Genomic DNA, 15,982 nt, shown 5'->3' with positions numbered 1-15,982 from the left:
GTTGTCCGAGGGGCACGTGTCACGAATCTTCATGCAAAAAATCGTCGAAGGATGAAAAACAGTTGCCTGGCCGGATTGGCAACCTGAGGAGTAAGCACTAGAGTATGCGCGCGCAAAACGGGGTTCAGTCGTTCGCACATCGCTGTCGCGTTTATTACGAGGACACCGATGCCGGCGGCATCGTGTATTACGTCAATTACCTTAAGTTCATGGAGCGGGCTCGGACCGAGCGGCTACGGGAGTTGGGCTTTGCCCAATCGTCGCTGGCAGGGGAGAACCTGTTGTTCGTCGTGCATTCCAGCGAAGCGCGGTACCACGCGCCGGCGCGATTGGACGACGAGCTTTCGATCAGCGCCGAGGTGATTGAGCTGAACCGTGCGAGCCTGCGCTTCAAGCAGCAGGTCAGGCGGGCTGATGATGAAACGCTGCTCTGCGAAGGGCGGTTCCTGGTGGCCTGTGTGCGCGCCGATAGTTTAAAACCCCGGGCCATTCCAGAAGCCTTGCGTTCGGCCTTTGCCGACACAAGCGGCGCGGGTACTCACTTAGAGCAGGAGATAAAGCGTGGAAGCTAACGTCGTCGACCATTCCTCCATGTGGAGCTTGGTCAGCAATGCCAGCATCGTGGTGCAATTGGTCATGCTGATCCTGGTGGCCGCCTCGGTCACCTCGTGGATCATGATTTTTCAGCGCAGCAACCTGTTGCGTGCCGGTCGCCGCGCTCTGGAGAGCTTCGAAGAGCGCTTCTGGTCCGGTATCGACCTGTCCAAGCTGTACCGTCAGGCCGGCAGCAACCCGGACCCTGATTCGGGCGTGGAACAGATCTTCCGCGCCGGCTTCAAGGAGTTCTCCCGTCTGCGCCAGCAACCGGGCGTCGATCCGGAAGCGGTCATGGAAGGTGTGTCGCGGGCCATGCGCGTGGCCATCTCCCGTGAAGAAGAAAAGCTCGAGCAGAGCCTGCCGTTCCTCGCCACCGTCGGCTCCGTCAGCCCGTACATCGGTTTGTTCGGTACCGTCTGGGGGATCATGAACTCCTTCCGTGGCCTGGCCACCGCCCAGCAGGCGACCCTGGCCACCGTGGCCCCGGGTATTTCCGAAGCGCTGGTGGCCACCGCCATCGGCCTGTTCGCGGCCATTCCGGCGGTGATCGCCTACAACCGCTTCGCCTCCCGTGGCGAGGCCCTGATCAGCCGTTACTACACCTTCGCCGATGAGTTCCAGGCGATCCTGCACCGTAAAGTGCACACCAGCGAAGAGTGAGCAGGTAAATCCCCATGGCCCGAGTTCGCCACAAACGCAAGCCGGTCGCCGAGATGAACGTGGTGCCCTACATCGACGTGATGTTGGTGCTGCTGGTTATCTTCATGGTGACCGCGCCGATGCTCAATCAGGGCGTGAAGGTTGATCTGCCCAAGGTTTCCAGCGAAGCCTTGCCGCAGGACAACAACACCCAGGTCCTGACCATTTCGATCAAGGCTGACAAGACCTACTACTGGAACCTTGGCAGCGAAGTCGACACCGAAAAACAGCAGGACAGGGCGATGACCCTGCCGCAGATGACCGATGCGGTGACCAAGATCATTCGCGCCGGCACTGAAAGTGGCAAGCGTACCCAGGTGTTCATTCGCGGTGACAAGACCGTCGATTATGGCTCCGTCATGGGTGCCATGGGCGGTCTGCAGAAAGCCGGCGTCGGTAATGTTGGCTTGATTACCGAGGCCCCCTGATGCACCAACAGCGAGAGCCGTCCGCTTCGGAAAGCTACTTCTGGCCTAGTGTCTGGGCGATCGCCCTGCATATCCTGATCTTTGGCATGCTGTTCGTCAGCTTTGCCATGACGCCGGAATTGCCGGAGGCCAAGCCGATTGTCCAGGCGACCCTGTATCAACTGAAATCGAAAAGTCAGGCAACCACCCAGACCAATCAGAAGATTGCCGGTGAGGCGAAGAAATCCGCCGCGCGCCAGACCGAAGTCGAACAGATGGAGCAGAAGAAGGTCGAGCAGGAAGCGATAAAGGCTGCGGAACAAAAGAAAGAGGAAGCGGCTCAAAAGGCCGAGGAAGCCAAGAAGTCCGAAGAAACCAAGAAAGCCGACGAGGCGAAAAAGGCCGATGAGGCCAAGAAGGCCGACGACGCGAAGAAGGCTGCCGAAGCGAAAAAGGAATTGGCTGATATAGCCAAGAAGAAAGCCGAGGACGAAGCCAAGAAGGCCGCTGAAGAAGAGGCCAAGAAGGCTGCTGACGAAGCGAAGAAAAAAATCGTCGAGGACGCCAAGAAAAAAGCCGCCGAAGACGCGAAGAAGAAAGCCGAGGCTGACGAGGCGAAGAAGAAAGTCGCTGAAGACGCGAAGAAGAAAGCTGCCGCCGATGCTGCGAAGAAGAAATCGCAGGACGCGGCGCGTAAAGCTGCCGAAGATAAAAAGGCCCAGGCCCTGGCAGACTTGCTTTCCGACACGCCGCAGCGCCAGCAGGCCCTGGCCGATGAGCAGGGCGATGAAACGGCTGGCAGTTTCGACGATCTGATTCGTTCCCGTGCCGCGGAAGGTTGGGCACGTCCGCCTTCGGCGCGCAAGGGCATGACGGTGGTGCTGCAAATCGGCATGTTGCCGGACGGTACGGTGACCACGGTCTCGGTGGCCAAGTCCAGCGGTGACGGCCCGTTTGACGCCTCGGCGGTAGCTGCGGTCAAGAATATTGGTCGTTTGACGGAAATGCAGGGAATGAAACCGAGCGACTTTGCGCCCTATCGTTCCTTCAAGATGACATTCACACCTGAGGATCTAGCCTTGTGAGAAACCTTCTTCGAACAATGCTTGTCGTGATCTGCTGCCTGGCAGGGATGGCGATGGCGGATGAAAAGAACATTCTGGTCACCAGCGGCAGCGATCGGGCCACGCCTATCGCGGTCGTACCGTTCGGCTGGCAGGGCGGTAGCGTCCTGCCAGACGACATGGCCCAGATCATCGGCGACGACTTGCGTAACTCCGGTTACTACTCGCCGATTCCGAAGCAGAACATGATCAGCCTGCCAACCCAGGCCAGCGAAGTCATCTACCGTGACTGGAAGGCCCTGGGCGCCCAGTACATCATGGTCGGTAGCATTGTTCCCTCGGGCGGTCGCCTGCAGGTGCAGTACGCGCTCTTCAACGTCTCCACCGAGCAGCAAGTGCTGACCGGCAGCGTCTCGGGCACGGTCGATCAGTTGCGCGACATGTCGCACTACATTTCCGACCAGTCGTTTGAAAAGCTCACCGGCATCAAGGGCGCGTTCTCCACGCGCATGCTCTATGTCACGGCTGAACGCTTCTCGGTGAACAACACCCGTTACACCCTGCAACGCTCGGACTATGACGGCGCGCGCGCGGTGACCCTGCTGCAGTCGCGCGAGCCGATCCTGTCGCCGCGTTTTGCCCCGGATGGCAAGCGTATCGCCTACGTGTCGTTCGAACAGAAGCGTCCGCGCATCTTCGTCCAGCACATTGATACCGGTCGCCGTGAGCAGATCACCAACTTCGAAGGCCTCAACGGTGCGCCAGCCTGGTCGCCGGACGGTACGCGCCTGGCGTTCGTGCTGTCCAAGGACGGTAACCCGGACATCTATGTGATGAACATGGCCACGCGCCAGATGAATCGCGTCACCAGCGGCCCGGGTATCAACACCGAACCGTTCTGGGGCAAGGATGGCTCGACCCTCTACTTCACTTCCGATCGCGGCGGCAAGCCACAGATCTACAAGACCAACGTCAATGGCGGCGGTGCGGAGCGGGTGACCTTCATCGGTAACTACAACGCCAACCCGAAACTGTCGGCGGATGAGAAAACCCTGGTGATGATCCATCGCCAGGATGGCTTCACCAATTTCCGGGTAGCGGCTCAGGATCTGCAACGTGGGACAGTAAAAATACTGACAGACACCAACCTTGATGAGTCAGCCACTGTCGCACCCAACGGCACCATGGTAATCTACGCCACCGCCCAGCAGGGCCGGGGAGTCTTGATGCTCGTGTCCATCAATGGACGCGTAAGGCTCCCGCTTCCTACCGCTCAAGGCGAAGTCAGAGAACCTTCCTGGTCCCCTTACCTGAACTGACGCGGCGCTACAAAGATTTTGCTTAACACACTGGGGTTCATTAGGAGTTTTACGATGGAAATGCTGAAGTTTGGTAAATTTGCTGCGCTGGCTCTGGCCATGGCTGTAGCTGTAGGTTGCTCGTCCAAAGGCGGCGACAATGCCGGTCAAGGCGCTGTAGATCCAAACGCTGGTTACGGCGCTAACACTGGTGCAGTCGACGGCTCCCTGAGCGAAGAAGCTGCTCTGCGCGCTATCACCACTTTCTACTTCGAATACGATAGCTCGGACCTGAAGCCAGAAGCCATGCGCGCCCTGGACGTTCACGCCAAGGACCTGAAAGCTAACGGCGCTAAAGTCGTTCTGGAAGGTAACACCGACGAACGTGGTACTCGCGAGTACAACATGGCACTGGGCGAGCGTCGTGCGAAAGCCGTTCAACGCTACCTGGTACTGCAAGGTGTTGCTCCAGGCCAACTGGAACTGGTTTCCTACGGTAAAGAGCGTCCAGTTGCTACTGGCCACGACGAGCAGTCCTGGGCTCAAAACCGTCGCGTCGAACTGCGTAAGTAATTCGTCATGCGAACGTGCCGTCGTGCTGTAACTGTTCTGGCTCTCAGCCTCATGCCGCTTGCGGCGTGGGCTGCGGTTCCTGTGGTCGATGACAACTCCGGCAATAATAGCGGTGGGAGTTATCCGCCTGCGGGTTACGGTACGAACGGCGCCTATGCCGGGGGAGGGGTTTCGACCCCTGTCTCGGCACAGGGCGAGCTGTTCAATCAATTGCAACGCATGCAGGAACAAATCGCGCAGCAGCAAGGCGTGATCGAAGTTCTGCAAAACGATATTGCGCGCATGAAGCAGGAAAACCTGGAGCGATACCAGGATCTTGATCGGCGCATAGGTAGTGGCGGCGCTCCGGCGGCTGCAGCTCCCGATAATTCTTCAGCCGGTGGCAATGTCAGTGCCGCCGCCGGTGCCGTACCCGCTGCCCAGGCCCCCGCGGCCAGCAGCGAGCCGGGTGATCCGGCCAAGGAAAAGCTCTACTACGATGCTGCCTTCGACCTGATCAAGGCCAAGGACTTCGACAAGGCCAGTCAGGCGTTCAGCGCTTTCCTGCGCAAGTACCCGAATAGCCAGTACGCCGGTAACGCGCAGTACTGGCTGGGTGAAGTGAACCTGGCCAAAGGTGACCTGCAAGGCGCCGGTCAGGCCTTTGCCAAGGTCAGCCAGCTGTATCCCAAGCATGCCAAAGTGCCGGACTCGCTGTACAAGCTGGCGGATGTCGAGCGTCGCCTGGGTCATACCGACAAGGTCAAGGGTATTCTGCAGCAGGTAGTTTCCCAATATCCGGGAACTTCCGCCGCGCAGTTGGCACAGCGCGATCTGCAGCGTATGTGATGGCCGACGGCCCGTTTGAAGAAACCCGCGCTTGCCGCGGGTTTTTTCGTTAGAATTCACCCCCATTTTTATGAAACACGCTGTCCTGGACTATGCGATTGCAGGTTCATGGCGGTGCCTGACTGAGGCGGACGGCCTGTTTAGCTGTTACGCCCGTGGCGACTATGCAAGACACATTGAGAATTACCGAAGTTTTTTACTCGTTGCAGGGTGAAACGCGGACGGCTGGGCTGCCCACCGTTTTCGTGCGCCTGACCGGCTGCCCGCTGCGTTGCCAGTACTGCGACAGTGCCTATGCCTTCAGCGGCGGCACCCTTATGACCCTGGACAGCCTGCTGGAGCAGGTGGCTGGTTACCGCCCGCGCTATGTCTGCGTGACAGGTGGCGAACCCTTGGCCCAGCCCAATGCCATTCCCTTGCTCAAGCGACTCTGTGACGCGGGCTACAGTGTGTCCCTGGAAACCAGCGGCGCGCTGGACATCTCGCCGGTGGACACACGGGTCAGTCGCGTGCTCGACCTGAAGACCCCGGGCTCGAAAGAATCGCAGCGCAACCGCTACGAGAACATCGAGCTGTTGACCGCCAACGACCAGGTCAAGTTTGTGATCTGCTCGCGGGAGGACTATGACTGGGCGGTGTCCAAGTTGATTCAGTACGGTCTGGAGCGGCGTGCCGGTGAAGTCCTGTTCTCGCCGAGCCATCACGATCTGTCGGCCCGCGAACTGGCCGACTGGATCGTGGCGGACAACCTGCCGGTGCGCCTGCAACTGCAGTTGCACAAATACCTATGGAATGACGAGCCGGGGCGCTGATATGACCACGCAAGCAAGCACTGAAAAGAAAGCGGTGATCCTTCTCTCCGGGGGCCTGGATTCGGCCACCGTGGTGGCCATGGCGCGTGCCCAGGGTTATAGCTGCTACACCATGAGTTTCGACTACGGCCAGCGGCACCGTGCCGAGTTGCAGGCGGCCGAACGGGTGGCGCGCGACCTCGGCGCGATCGAGCACAAGGTGATCGGCCTGAACCTCAACGGCATCGGCGGCTCGGCCTTGACCGACAGCAGCATCGATGTGCCCGAAGCGCCGAGCGAAGGGATTCCGGTGACCTACGTACCGGCGCGCAACACGGTGTTCCTGGCGCTGGCCTTGGGTTGGGCCGAGGTGCTGGGGGCTCGGGACATCTTTATCGGGGTCAACGCGGTGGACTATTCCGGTTATCCGGACTGCCGTCCCGAGTTTGTCGAGGCCTTTGAAACCCTGGCCAATCTCGCGACCAAAGCCGGCGTCGAGGGCAATGGTTTCCGCATCCAGGCCCCACTGCAGAACCTGAGCAAGGCCGATATCGTCAAAGCCGGGGTCAAGCTGGGGGTCGACTATTCGCTGACTGTATCCTGCTATCAAGCGGATGCTAACGGCTTTGCATGTGGGAAATGTGACAGCTGCCGACTGCGTGCCGAAGGCTTCGCAATGGCCGGAATCAGCGATCCGACACGTTATTTTTGATTTTTTTCATTTAAAGTGTTGAATTCCCGTTAGAAATCAGTATTATACGCGCCACCACACAGCGGGTCGTTAGCTCAGTTGGTAGAGCAGTTGGCTTTTAACCAATTGGTCGTAGGTTCGAATCCCACACGACCCACCATATTTGTTGTAGAAGAAAATCCGGAAAGCCCACGAAAGTGAGGATTTCCGGATTTTTTTTGCTTGCGAGAAGTGCCGACGCGGCACCGAGAGCATTGAGTGCGCGGGTTGCTCGATTCATCTGTGCCATTAGCAAACAAATATTGTTCTGATGGGTGCGTTGTTGCTACAGGAGCGGCTCCTTAAGCTGAGATCCAGTTAGCCACCCCCCAAAAAAGGAACTTCATCATGGGCAACGTCGCTCTGTTTCAAGCCGCTGAGGCCGGCGCCGGTATTGCCTGTTTCACCCAGGCCACCGTGCGTGGCAAGCCTGCGCATGTTCTGCTTTCCGTTGAGGAATACCAGCGCTTGGCTGGCGGTAATACCAGCATCATTGATGTTCTGGCGATGCCCGGTGTTGAAGATATTGCATTCGATCCGCCGCGTGCTGTCATCCATCAGCGACCTGCTGATCTTTCCTGATGTTTATTCTCGATACCAACGTGGTTTCCGAGCTGCGCAAGGCGAAATCGGGCACGGCAGATGGTGGTGTGCTTCAGATGGAGCGACGGGATACGGCCCAGGGAGACCTTCTACGGACGTGGCTGGATCAGCATGTGATCCCCGGTTTTTCCGGGCGCATTCTGGCGGTCGATACCGCTGTGGTACTGCGCTGTGCTCGACTGCATGTACCCGCCCCCCGTGCTGAGCGGGATGCATTGATTGCAGCCACGGCCCTCGTCCACGGGATGTCGGTCGTTACCCACCCCCTGTTCGGCACGCTGGCAGCCGTTGACCTTAGCCTGCGGGCTTAGGGATTTTCCTACCCGGTTCCCCATTATCCCTACCCTGAAATAGGGATACTCCGATGGCGAGGCATACCCGCATGCGGTGATATTTTTTCATGCCAGTCAGGTTTCCCGTCATGTTCCATCGCTTGCCGGCTCGATAGACGGGGGCGTAGCGGAACATTCAGCGAGGGCTTGTCGCTACCTGAAAAGGGGCTCAATCGTGCTGAAAAAAGTCTTCGTCGCTGATCTGAGCGTCGGTATGTATATCCAGGAACTGTGTGGTCCCTGGATCGATCACCCGTTCTGGAAAAAGAGCTTTCTGCTTGAGGATGAACAGACCCTGGCGAAAGTTCGGGACTCATCCATTACCCATGTCTGGATCGATCCCGCCAAGGGGCTCGATACGCCGGTTGTGGTGCAGGATGAGCTTCTCTGCGAAGGGCCGGTTGTCGCTCCTGTCGTGCCAATAGCGCCCGTCCTCCCCCGGCCAAGCCCTCCCGCGCCCGGGTGACGATGAGCGACGAACTGGTCCGCGCCGCCAACGTCTGCGCCAGGTCCAAGGCCGCGGTCATCGAGATGTTTGGCGATCTGCGCATGGGCCGGGTCATCCAGGTGGATCACGTGGCCGACATGGTGCGGGAGATCTCCGATTCCCTGATGCGTCATCCGGACGCCCTGATCAATCTGGCGCGCCTCAAGACCGCCGATGAATACACCTACATGCATTCGGTGGCGGTTTGTGGATTGATGATCGGCCTGGCCCGCCAGTTGGGCCTGCCGCCGCTGCTGGTACAGGATGCCGGGCTCGCCGGCCTGCTCCACGACATCGGCAAGATGACCATACCGGAGACGATCCTCAACAAACCATCGGCGCTGACTGAAGTCGAGTTCGAGACGATCTGCTCACACCCGGAGGCCGGGGCAACGTTGCTCGACCACCAGTACTTCAGTTTGCGGGTACTGGACGTTTGCCTGCATCACCACGAGAAAATCGATGGCAGTGGTTATCCGCACAAGCTGCGTGGCAGCCAGATCAGCCTGTTCGCGCGAATGGCCGCGGTCTGCGATGTCTATGACGCCATTACCTCGGACCGCCCCTATCGCCGCCACTGGGGGGCGGCCGAGTCGATTCACCGGATGGCCGGATGGGAGGGGCACTTCGATCAGAAGGTGCTTTACGCCTTTGTCAAATGCGTCGGGATCTATCCGGTGGGGGCACTGGTGCGCCTTCGCAGCGAGCGCCTGGCCATTGTCATGGAACAGAACGCCGACTCCTTGCTGATCCCCAAGGTCAAGGTTTTCTACTCGATAGCGCGCGGCATGCCGGTGGCCCAGGAACTGGTGGACCTGGCCAGCGGGCAGGACGCGATCGTCGGCCTGGAGTTGGAGAAAAATTGGGGTTTCAACCATCTCGAGACGCTTTGGACGGAGGGCGTTTGTAGGGATTTTCCTAGTTGCCGTCCTGCAAGTCCTAGTTGCAAATAGGGATGCTCCGATAGTTGCGTTGATGTCGTTGGGCCATTCTTTCTCCAGACCGACGAAATACCAGCCCAGCGCTTTTGCCGATGCATGACCGCTCCTCTGGTTTTTCTGATCCGCCCTGATCTGGAGAGACGAAGGTGAAAGGACAGACGCTTGCTTCCCCCGTGAACCTGACGTTGCTGCCAGCAGTCTTGAGTGGCGCGCTCGGTTGCCTGGCGATCCTGCTCGGCACGGGCCTGACCGTTCTGGCCATGGGCAGTTGTGCCGCGGTGCTGTTGGGCTCCTTGTTGATCGGCACTGTTGCCTTGCGTGCCCTGAGCGCCGGACAACGCCGCCAGGAACAGGAACTCGAGCAATTGCGCCGGCCTGCGGCGGTATCTCCGGATGAGGGCTTGGGCGAGGTCTGCAGCCAGGTTCTGCCGATCTGGTGCCGCCAGATCGACGCGGCCCGTAGCCTCAGCGAAGAGTCGATTCTCAACCTCAGTAATCGTTTCGCCACCTTGTCGGGCGATATCAGTGCCTCCGCCTCCAGGGGCGCCGGGCAGACTTCCGGGGCCCGGTTGGTGGAGATCCTCGAAGTCGGTCAACGTGACCTCGACGCGATCATGGTTGCGCTACGCAGTGCCCTGTTACGCAAGGAGTCGGAGCTCAAGGAGGTCCTGATGCTGTCCGACTTCACCTCCCAACTGCAGGAAATGGCCAAATTCGTCGGTGACATCGCCAGCCAGACCAATCTGCTGGCGCTGAACGCGGCCATCGAGGCGGCTCGCGCCGGTGACGCCGGTCGCGGTTTCGCGGTGGTGGCGGATGAAGTGCGCAAGCTGTCCAGTCTGTCCGGCGACACCGGCCTGAAAATCAGCGAGACGGTGAACACGGTCAATGCGGCGATCTCCCGGACAGTCGAGCTGTCCCGGCATCAGGCGCAGCAGGACGCGCAGACCCTGAGCCATTCCGAACAACTGGTGTCCCAGGTGATCGAGCATTTTCGGCACAACGCCCAGGCCATTGTCGACACCAGCAGCAGCTTGCAGCAGCAGAGCGAAAACGTCGCCAGCGAAATCGCCGACGTACTGGTGGCCCTGCAGTTCCAGGACCGGGTCAGCCAGATGCTCAGCCTGGTCAACAAGGACCTCGGCAAGCTGCATGCACACATGAACGAACGTCAACAGCTCAGCCAGGCCGGCGTCATGCCGCCGCTGATCGGCGCCCATGACTGGCTCGAGCAACTGGCCAGCACCTACACCATGCCAGAGCAGCACGCGATTCATCACGGCAAGTCCCTGGCTGGCAGTGCTTCATCCGACATCACCTTTTTCTAGGGAGCATCCCCCATGAACAAAACCATCCTGATCGTCGATGACTCCGCCTCCATTCGCCAGGTGGTCAGCATCACCCTCAAGGGCGCCGGTTACGACGTGATCGAAGGCTGTGACGGCAGAGATGCCCTGAGCAAGCTTGACGGTCGCAAGATCCACCTGATCGTCAGCGACGTGAATATGCCGAACATGGACGGCCTCAGCTTCGTCAAGGCCGCCAAGCAGATGCCGGCCTACAAGTTCACGCCGGTCATCATGCTCACCACCGAAGCGTCGGAGTCGATGAAACAACAGGGCCAGGCCATTGGCGCGAAAGCCTGGATGGTCAAGCCCTTCCAGCCCGCGCAGATGCTCAGCGCCGTGTCCAAATTGATCATGCCGTAACCGTCCAGGGAACCCTGGAAAGGAGATTGTCATGTCACACACCATGCCCTGCCTGCGTCGGATCCTGGTCCTTGAGGGACCGCTGACCATCTACACCGCCACCGAGCGTCGGGATCTGCTGCTGGAGCTGTTTCCCCTGGCGCAAGAGGTGGAGATGGACCTGGGCAGTGTCGACGAACTGGATACCGCCGGCCTGCAATTACTGGTACTGGCCAAGCAGGAGTCGATCCGCCAGGGCCGTACCCTGATCCTGAGCAATCACAGTGCCGCGGTACTCCAGGCTTTTGATTTGAGCGGCTTGCACCACTATTTCGCCGAGCCGCTTGTTGCTCATGCGCAGAGAGGCTGACGCCATGACCCCGCCGATGAACCTGGACGATGTGCTGCAGACCTTTATCGCCGAAAGCCAGGAGCTGTTGTTGTTGATGGAGGATGCGCTGCTGCAGATCGAGCAGGTCCCCGACGACGTCGACACCATCAACGCGTTGTTTCGCGTGGCCCACACCATCAAAGGGTCCGCCGGCCTGTTCGGCCTGACCCCCATCGTCGCCTTCACCCATGTGGCGGAAAGCGTGCTGGATCGGGTCCGCGGTAATGAGCTGCGGGTGGATGAGGCACTCAGTGCCTTGTTCCTGCAGGTTCGCGACCACCTGGGCGAACTGATCGAGCTGCTGGCCCGCCATGGCGACCTGCAAGGTCTCACCGCCGATCACGAACGGCAGGGCAGCGCGCTGGTGGCACGGCTCAATCATTATCTGGAGGCGTCCCTGGCGCCGGAGCCCGGGACACTCGTGGCCCCGCCTGCGTCCGACTCGGCGGCTGGCTTGCGCCATTGGCACCTGTCGCTGCGTTTCGGTGCCGATGTGCTGCGCAATGGCATGGATCCCTTGTCTTTTCTGCGCTACCTCAAGAGTTTCGGGCAGATCACCGGGGTGGTCTGCATGACCGACGGCCTGCCCGAAGTCGCGGCAATGGACCCCGAAAGCTGCTACCTGGGTTTCGAGTTGGGTTTTCTCAGTGAGGCCGATCAGGCGACCATCGAGAGCGCTTTCGACTTCGTTCGCGAAGACAGCCAGATCTGCGTGCTGCCGCCAGAGCGTCAAGCCGCGGACTTCCAGGCGCTGATCGGGCGCCTGGGTGGTGACCCGGAGGTGTTGCTGGAGGCGTTCATCGCCTGTGGTTCGCTGACCCGCGAGGACTGGCGGTTGGCAACTCAAGCGCCGGAGCCGGCCCCCGAGAGCGTGCTGGATCAGTCGAGCCCTCAAGGTGACGGGCTGTCCAGAGCCAAGGCCCCCAGGGATGCACGCGCGGTCGAGGGCAACCTGATTCGCGTCGATGCCGGCAAGCTGGATCAACTGATCAACCTGGTGGGCGAGCTGATCATCGCCGGTGCCGGCGCCAACCTGGTGGCGGTGCGCAGCGGTATCGGCGAGATGATCGAGGCCGCCAGTTCACTGTCGCGCCTGGTCGAGGAGGTGCGCGACAGCGCCCTGACCCTGCGCATGGTGCAGATCGGCGCGACCTTCAACCGTTTCCAACGAGTGGTTCGCGATGTCTCCAAGGAGCTGGGCAAGGACATCGTCCTGCAGGTCAACGGCGCGGAAACCGAATTGGACAAGACCGTGGTCGAGCGCATTGGCGATCCCTTGACCCACCTGGTGCGCAACGCCATGGATCACGGCATTGAAGCCCTGCAATTGCGCCGCGAGCGGGGTAAACCCGCGCAGGGCACCGTTCGCCTCAACGCTTATCACGAAGCCAGCAGCATTGTCATCGAAGTCTCCGACGACGGGGGGGGCCTGAACAAGCAGCGGATTCTGGCCAAGGCCCGGGAGCGGGGTTTGCTGGCCGAGGGGCAGGTGCTGGCGGACAAGGACATTCTCAACCTGATCTTCGAACCGGGTTTCTCCACCGCCGAACAGGTCAGCAGCTTGTCCGGCCGGGGCGTCGGCATGGACGTGGTGAAGCGCAACATCATTGCGCTGCGCGGCAGCGTCAACCTGGAAAGCGAGGAGGGCGTCGGCACCACGGTACGCATCCGTCTGCCACTGACCCTGGCGATCATCGATGGCTTTCTCATCGGGGTCGGCAAAGCCTCTTATGTGGTGCCCCTGGATATGGTCGAGGAGTGCATCGAGCTGAGCGCCGATGATCGCAACGATCAAGACTATCTGGACCTCAGGGGCTCGGTACTGCCGGTCCTGCGGCTACGGGAAATGTTCGCCATCGACGAGCCGAACCATGGCCGTGAAAACATCGTGGTGGTGCATTACGCCGGCGTCCGGGTGGGGCTTGTGGTCGATCAGTTGCTGGGCGAGTTCCAGACGGTGATCAAACCACTGGGCAAGTTGTTCGGCACGGCCCATGGATTGGGTGGTTTCACCATTTTGGGGAGCGGCGCGGTGGCGCTGATCCTGGATATTCCCAAACTACTCGGGCAAGTCGCCAGCCAGCAGAAGCACGGCGCGACTCTCAGCCCTGAACTGACTCAATAGTTTTCACCCTGGAGTGCAGCATCATGACCGTCAAAAAGAATATCTCGCTGTTGGTCGCGTCCGCCCTGTTGGGCATCCTGATCCTGGGCACTGTCAGTCTCCACCTGATGGGCGGGGTCCGAACCATGGCCGGCTACGCCCAGGTCAATACGGTTCCCAGCATTGTCTTGCTCGACCAGGTGGCCGAGACCCTGGCCGACAGCCGCAATCTGCAGTGGCAAAGCCTTTCCGCGTCGCTCGACAACCGCCCGGCGCTGACCGGCAAGGCCCAGGCGGCGGTGGCACAGGCGCTGGATCGCTATCAGAAAGAGTTGATCTCTGATGATCACGACGCGGCGTTGCTCAATAGCCTGCGCGCTCGCATCGATGACTACAACCGTAGCCTGGAACGTTTCGACAGCCTGCTCAAAAGCGGCGATCAGGCGGCGGCGCGCGGCCTGTTGTTCGACAGCGAAGCGGCGCGGGATAAGGTTGCGGTGGCCTTGGGCGATATGCGTCAGTACAACCTGGAACTGGGTGGCAAGGCGGCCCAAGCCGCGACCGGGACTGAGCAGGCAGCGTTGTACACCGTGATCCTGGTGGGGGGTGTGACTTTACTGGTCACCATCCTGTTGGGCTTTTTCCTGGCGCGTGGTCTGTTGCGTACCCTGGGCGGCGAGCCAGATGAAGTCCGGGTCCTGACCGAGCACCTGGTTGCCGGTCAACTGGAAACCGTGACCAGTGGTAATGGTGTTGTACGGTCGGGTCTGCTGGGTTCCATGCAACAACTGAGCGGTACCCTGAACCAACTGGTCACGGAAATGAACCACATGTCCGTCGAGCATGATAAAGGCGATATCGAGGTGCAGATCGAGGCCGGCCGTTTCGCCGGAAGCTACGGGCTGATGGCGCAAGGGATCAACAATATGGTCAACGGCCATATCAGCGTGAAGAAACAAGCCATGGCCTGCATCAAATCGATCAGCGAGGGCGACCTGGACGCTCCGCTCCAGGCTTTCCCCGGTAAGAAAGCCTTTATCAATGTCACCATCGAACATCTGCGCAGCACGATCATGGCCTTGATCGCAGAGATGCGTCGGATGTCGGAGGAGCATGAGAAAGGCGACATCGATGTGCAGATCGATGCACAGAAATTCCAGGGCTCGTACCGTCAGATCGCCCAGGGCATCAATGACATGGTCAATGGCCACATCAGCGTGAAGAAACAAGCCATGGCCTGTATCCGTGCGTTCGGCGAAGGTGACCTGTCGGCGCCCCTGGCCCGCTTCCCCGGCAAGAAAGCCTTTATCAACGACAACATCGAGCAGTTGCGCCGCAATATCCAGGCCCTGATCGAAGACACCCGCCGGCTGAGCGAGGATGCCGTGGTCGGCAAACTCGATACCCGCGCCGACAGCACCCGGCACCAGGGCGACTTCCGCCGCATTGTCGAGGGGATCAATAGCACCCTGGACTCGATCGTCGCCCCGCTGAGCGAGGCGATGGAAGTCATGGCGGCGCTGTCCAGCGGCGACTTGACCCGCAGCGTCAAGGGGCACTACCAGGGCAGCCTGCAAGACTTGAAAAACTCGGTCAACGAGACGGTCAGCAAGCTCTCGCAAATCATCGGTGAAGTACGCAGTTCCGCCGATTCGCTGTCCAGCGCTTCGGAAGAGATTTCCGCCACCGCGCAGAGCATCAGCCAGTCGGCCTCGATGCAGGCCGCGTCGGTCGAGGAAACCTCGGCGTCGCTGGAGCAGATGTCGGCGTCGATCGCCCAGAACACCGAGAACGCCAAAGTCACCGACGGCATGGCGGGCAAGGCCACCCAGGAAGCCAGCGAAGGTGGGCAGGCGGTGAAAGACACGGTTTCGGCGATGAAAACCATTGCCGAGAAGATCGGTATCGTTGACTCGATTGCCTATCAGACCAACCTGCTGGCGCTCAACGCGGCGATTGAAGCGGCCCGTGCCGGCGAGCATGGCAAGGGCTTTGCCGTGGTCGCGGCGGAAGTGCGCAAGCTGGCGGAACGGAGCCAGATCGCGGCCCAGGAGATCGGTCAAGTGGCGAAGAACAGTGTCGCCCTGGCCGAGCGTGCCGGCAGCCTGCTGGATGAAATCGTGCCCTCGATCACCAAGACCTCCGACCTGGTCCAGGAAATTGCCGCCGCTTCCGAGGAACAGTCGATTGGCTCCGAACAGATCAATGGCGCCATGTCGCAGATGAGCCAGATTACCCAGCAGAACGCCTCGGCTTCCGAGGAGTTGGCGGCTACCGCCGAGGAAATGAGCAGTCAGGCCGAGCAGTTGCAGGAACTGATGGGCTTTTTCACCTTGCAGGGCGGTACCGCTTCCGCATCGGTGCTGCGTGTTGCCCCTTCCAGCCAGAAGGGCATGCAGGGCAGCGAGCATGCCCATGAGGGCGGTTTCATTCGTTTCGGGAGTTGAGT

Annotated in this window: 14 protein-coding genes, 1 tRNA gene and 4 pseudogenes; all 19 read left to right on the top strand. The window is 60.2% G+C overall.

What is annotated here, in order from left to right:
- The first annotated feature begins 104 nt into the window (after positions 1 to 104).
- A complete protein-coding gene (gene ybgC, locus PFEN_RS12615) occupies positions 105 to 572 on the top strand; it encodes a tol-pal system-associated acyl-CoA thioesterase (RefSeq protein ID WP_191487159.1) in 468 nt (155 codons plus the stop codon).
- Positions 562 to 1,257: a protein TolQ gene (tolQ, locus tag PFEN_RS12610; protein ID WP_191487158.1), complete on the top strand. Its 696-nt coding sequence runs from the start codon at positions 562 to 564 to the stop codon at positions 1,255 to 1,257. Before ybgC ends, tolQ begins: the two co-directional genes overlap by 11 nt.
- Before the next feature lie 14 nt (positions 1,258 to 1,271).
- Positions 1,272 to 1,724, top strand: a complete 453-nt coding sequence (tolR, locus tag PFEN_RS12605) for a protein TolR (RefSeq protein ID WP_191487157.1) — start codon at positions 1,272 to 1,274, stop codon at positions 1,722 to 1,724.
- Positions 1,724 to 2,788, top strand: a complete 1,065-nt coding sequence (gene tolA / locus PFEN_RS12600) for a cell envelope integrity protein TolA (RefSeq protein WP_191487156.1) — start codon at positions 1,724 to 1,726, stop codon at positions 2,786 to 2,788. The genes tolR and tolA overlap by 1 nt, the downstream gene beginning before the upstream one ends.
- 47 nt (positions 2,789 to 2,835) lie before the next feature.
- A complete protein-coding gene (gene tolB / locus PFEN_RS12595) occupies positions 2,836 to 4,086 on the top strand; it encodes a Tol-Pal system beta propeller repeat protein TolB (protein WP_412071438.1) in 1,251 nt (416 codons plus the stop codon).
- 54 nt (positions 4,087 to 4,140) lie between these two features.
- Positions 4,141 to 4,638 carry a peptidoglycan-associated lipoprotein Pal gene (pal, locus tag PFEN_RS12590; protein WP_191487155.1) on the top strand — a complete coding sequence of 166 codons (498 nt, stop codon included), beginning with the start codon at positions 4,141 to 4,143 and terminating at the stop codon, positions 4,636 to 4,638.
- A gap of 6 nt (positions 4,639 to 4,644) precedes the next feature.
- Positions 4,645 to 5,466, top strand: a complete 822-nt coding sequence (ybgF, locus tag PFEN_RS12585; RefSeq protein WP_191487154.1) for a tol-pal system protein YbgF — start codon at positions 4,645 to 4,647, stop codon at positions 5,464 to 5,466.
- 164 nt (positions 5,467 to 5,630) lie between these two features.
- Positions 5,631 to 6,278: a 7-carboxy-7-deazaguanine synthase QueE gene (gene queE, locus PFEN_RS12580; protein WP_191487153.1), complete on the top strand. Its 648-nt coding sequence runs from the start codon at positions 5,631 to 5,633 to the stop codon at positions 6,276 to 6,278.
- A gap of 1 nt (position 6,279) precedes the next feature.
- Positions 6,280 to 6,969: a 7-cyano-7-deazaguanine synthase QueC gene (gene queC, locus PFEN_RS12575; RefSeq protein ID WP_191487152.1), complete on the top strand. Its 690-nt coding sequence runs from the start codon at positions 6,280 to 6,282 to the stop codon at positions 6,967 to 6,969.
- A 63-nt stretch (positions 6,970 to 7,032) separates the two neighbouring features.
- Positions 7,033 to 7,108 (top strand) — tRNA-Lys (locus tag PFEN_RS12570).
- A 227-nt stretch (positions 7,109 to 7,335) separates the two neighbouring features.
- Positions 7,336 to 7,569, top strand: coding sequence for a type II toxin-antitoxin system Phd/YefM family antitoxin (locus PFEN_RS12565; RefSeq protein ID WP_224770954.1), 234 nt, complete (start codon positions 7,336 to 7,338; stop codon positions 7,567 to 7,569).
- Between the two features lie 77 nt (positions 7,570 to 7,646).
- Positions 7,647 to 7,901 (top strand): PIN domain-containing protein, encoded by a 255-nt coding sequence (locus PFEN_RS12560; RefSeq protein ID WP_412071437.1) that lies wholly within the window; start codon positions 7,647 to 7,649, stop codon positions 7,899 to 7,901.
- A 196-nt stretch (positions 7,902 to 8,097) separates the two neighbouring features.
- Positions 8,098 to 9,362 (top strand): annotated as a pseudogene (locus tag PFEN_RS12555) (HD-GYP domain-containing protein).
- Between the two features lie 713 nt (positions 9,363 to 10,075).
- Positions 10,076 to 10,678: pseudogene (locus PFEN_RS31455) on the top strand (methyl-accepting chemotaxis protein); the annotation flags it as partial.
- A 12-nt stretch (positions 10,679 to 10,690) separates the two neighbouring features.
- The gene (locus PFEN_RS12545; RefSeq protein ID WP_191487150.1) at positions 10,691 to 11,059 is read left to right on the top strand and encodes a response regulator; all 369 of its coding nucleotides are present in this window, start codon (positions 10,691 to 10,693) and stop codon (positions 11,057 to 11,059) included.
- A gap of 31 nt (positions 11,060 to 11,090) precedes the next feature.
- Positions 11,091 to 11,408: a lipid asymmetry maintenance protein MlaB gene (locus PFEN_RS12540; RefSeq protein ID WP_191487149.1), complete on the top strand. Its 318-nt coding sequence runs from the start codon at positions 11,091 to 11,093 to the stop codon at positions 11,406 to 11,408.
- Between the two features lie 4 nt (positions 11,409 to 11,412).
- A complete protein-coding gene (locus PFEN_RS12535; RefSeq protein WP_224770953.1) occupies positions 11,413 to 13,554 on the top strand; it encodes a chemotaxis protein CheA in 2,142 nt (713 codons plus the stop codon).
- A gap of 23 nt (positions 13,555 to 13,577) precedes the next feature.
- Positions 13,578 to 14,819: pseudogene (locus tag PFEN_RS31450) on the top strand (methyl-accepting chemotaxis protein); the annotation flags it as partial.
- 33 nt (positions 14,820 to 14,852) lie between these two features.
- Positions 14,853 to 15,980: pseudogene (locus PFEN_RS31445) on the top strand (methyl-accepting chemotaxis protein); the annotation flags it as partial.
- Positions 15,981 to 15,982: the final 2 nt, after the last annotated feature.

It is taken from the genome of Pseudomonas sp. FEN, from assembly GCF_904067045.1.
GTDB lineage: Bacteria > Pseudomonadota > Gammaproteobacteria > Pseudomonadales > Pseudomonadaceae > Aquipseudomonas.
This window is presented reverse-complemented; position numbering and strand designations above follow the sequence as displayed.

Coding starts and splice junctions, on each gene's coding strand:
- tolB (WP_412071438.1), top strand. CDS start 2,836: ATGGCGATGGCGGATGAAAAGAACATTCTGGTCACCAGCGGCAGCGAT.
- PFEN_RS12535 (WP_224770953.1), top strand. CDS start 11,413: ATGACCCCGCCGATGAACCTGGACGATGTGCTGCAGACCTTTATCGCC.
- tolA (WP_191487156.1), top strand. CDS start 1,724: ATGCACCAACAGCGAGAGCCGTCCGCTTCGGAAAGCTACTTCTGGCCT.
- PFEN_RS12540 (WP_191487149.1), top strand. CDS start 11,091: ATGTCACACACCATGCCCTGCCTGCGTCGGATCCTGGTCCTTGAGGGA.
- tolR (WP_191487157.1), top strand. CDS start 1,272: ATGGCCCGAGTTCGCCACAAACGCAAGCCGGTCGCCGAGATGAACGTG.
- ybgF (WP_191487154.1), top strand. CDS start 4,645: ATGCGAACGTGCCGTCGTGCTGTAACTGTTCTGGCTCTCAGCCTCATG.
- PFEN_RS12545 (WP_191487150.1), top strand. CDS start 10,691: ATGAACAAAACCATCCTGATCGTCGATGACTCCGCCTCCATTCGCCAG.
- queC (WP_191487152.1), top strand. CDS start 6,280: ATGACCACGCAAGCAAGCACTGAAAAGAAAGCGGTGATCCTTCTCTCC.
- queE (WP_191487153.1), top strand. CDS start 5,631: ATGCAAGACACATTGAGAATTACCGAAGTTTTTTACTCGTTGCAGGGT.
- ybgC (WP_191487159.1), top strand. CDS start 105: ATGCGCGCGCAAAACGGGGTTCAGTCGTTCGCACATCGCTGTCGCGTT.
- PFEN_RS12565 (WP_224770954.1), top strand. CDS start 7,336: ATGGGCAACGTCGCTCTGTTTCAAGCCGCTGAGGCCGGCGCCGGTATT.
- PFEN_RS12560 (WP_412071437.1), top strand. CDS start 7,647: ATGGAGCGACGGGATACGGCCCAGGGAGACCTTCTACGGACGTGGCTG.
- pal (WP_191487155.1), top strand. CDS start 4,141: ATGGAAATGCTGAAGTTTGGTAAATTTGCTGCGCTGGCTCTGGCCATG.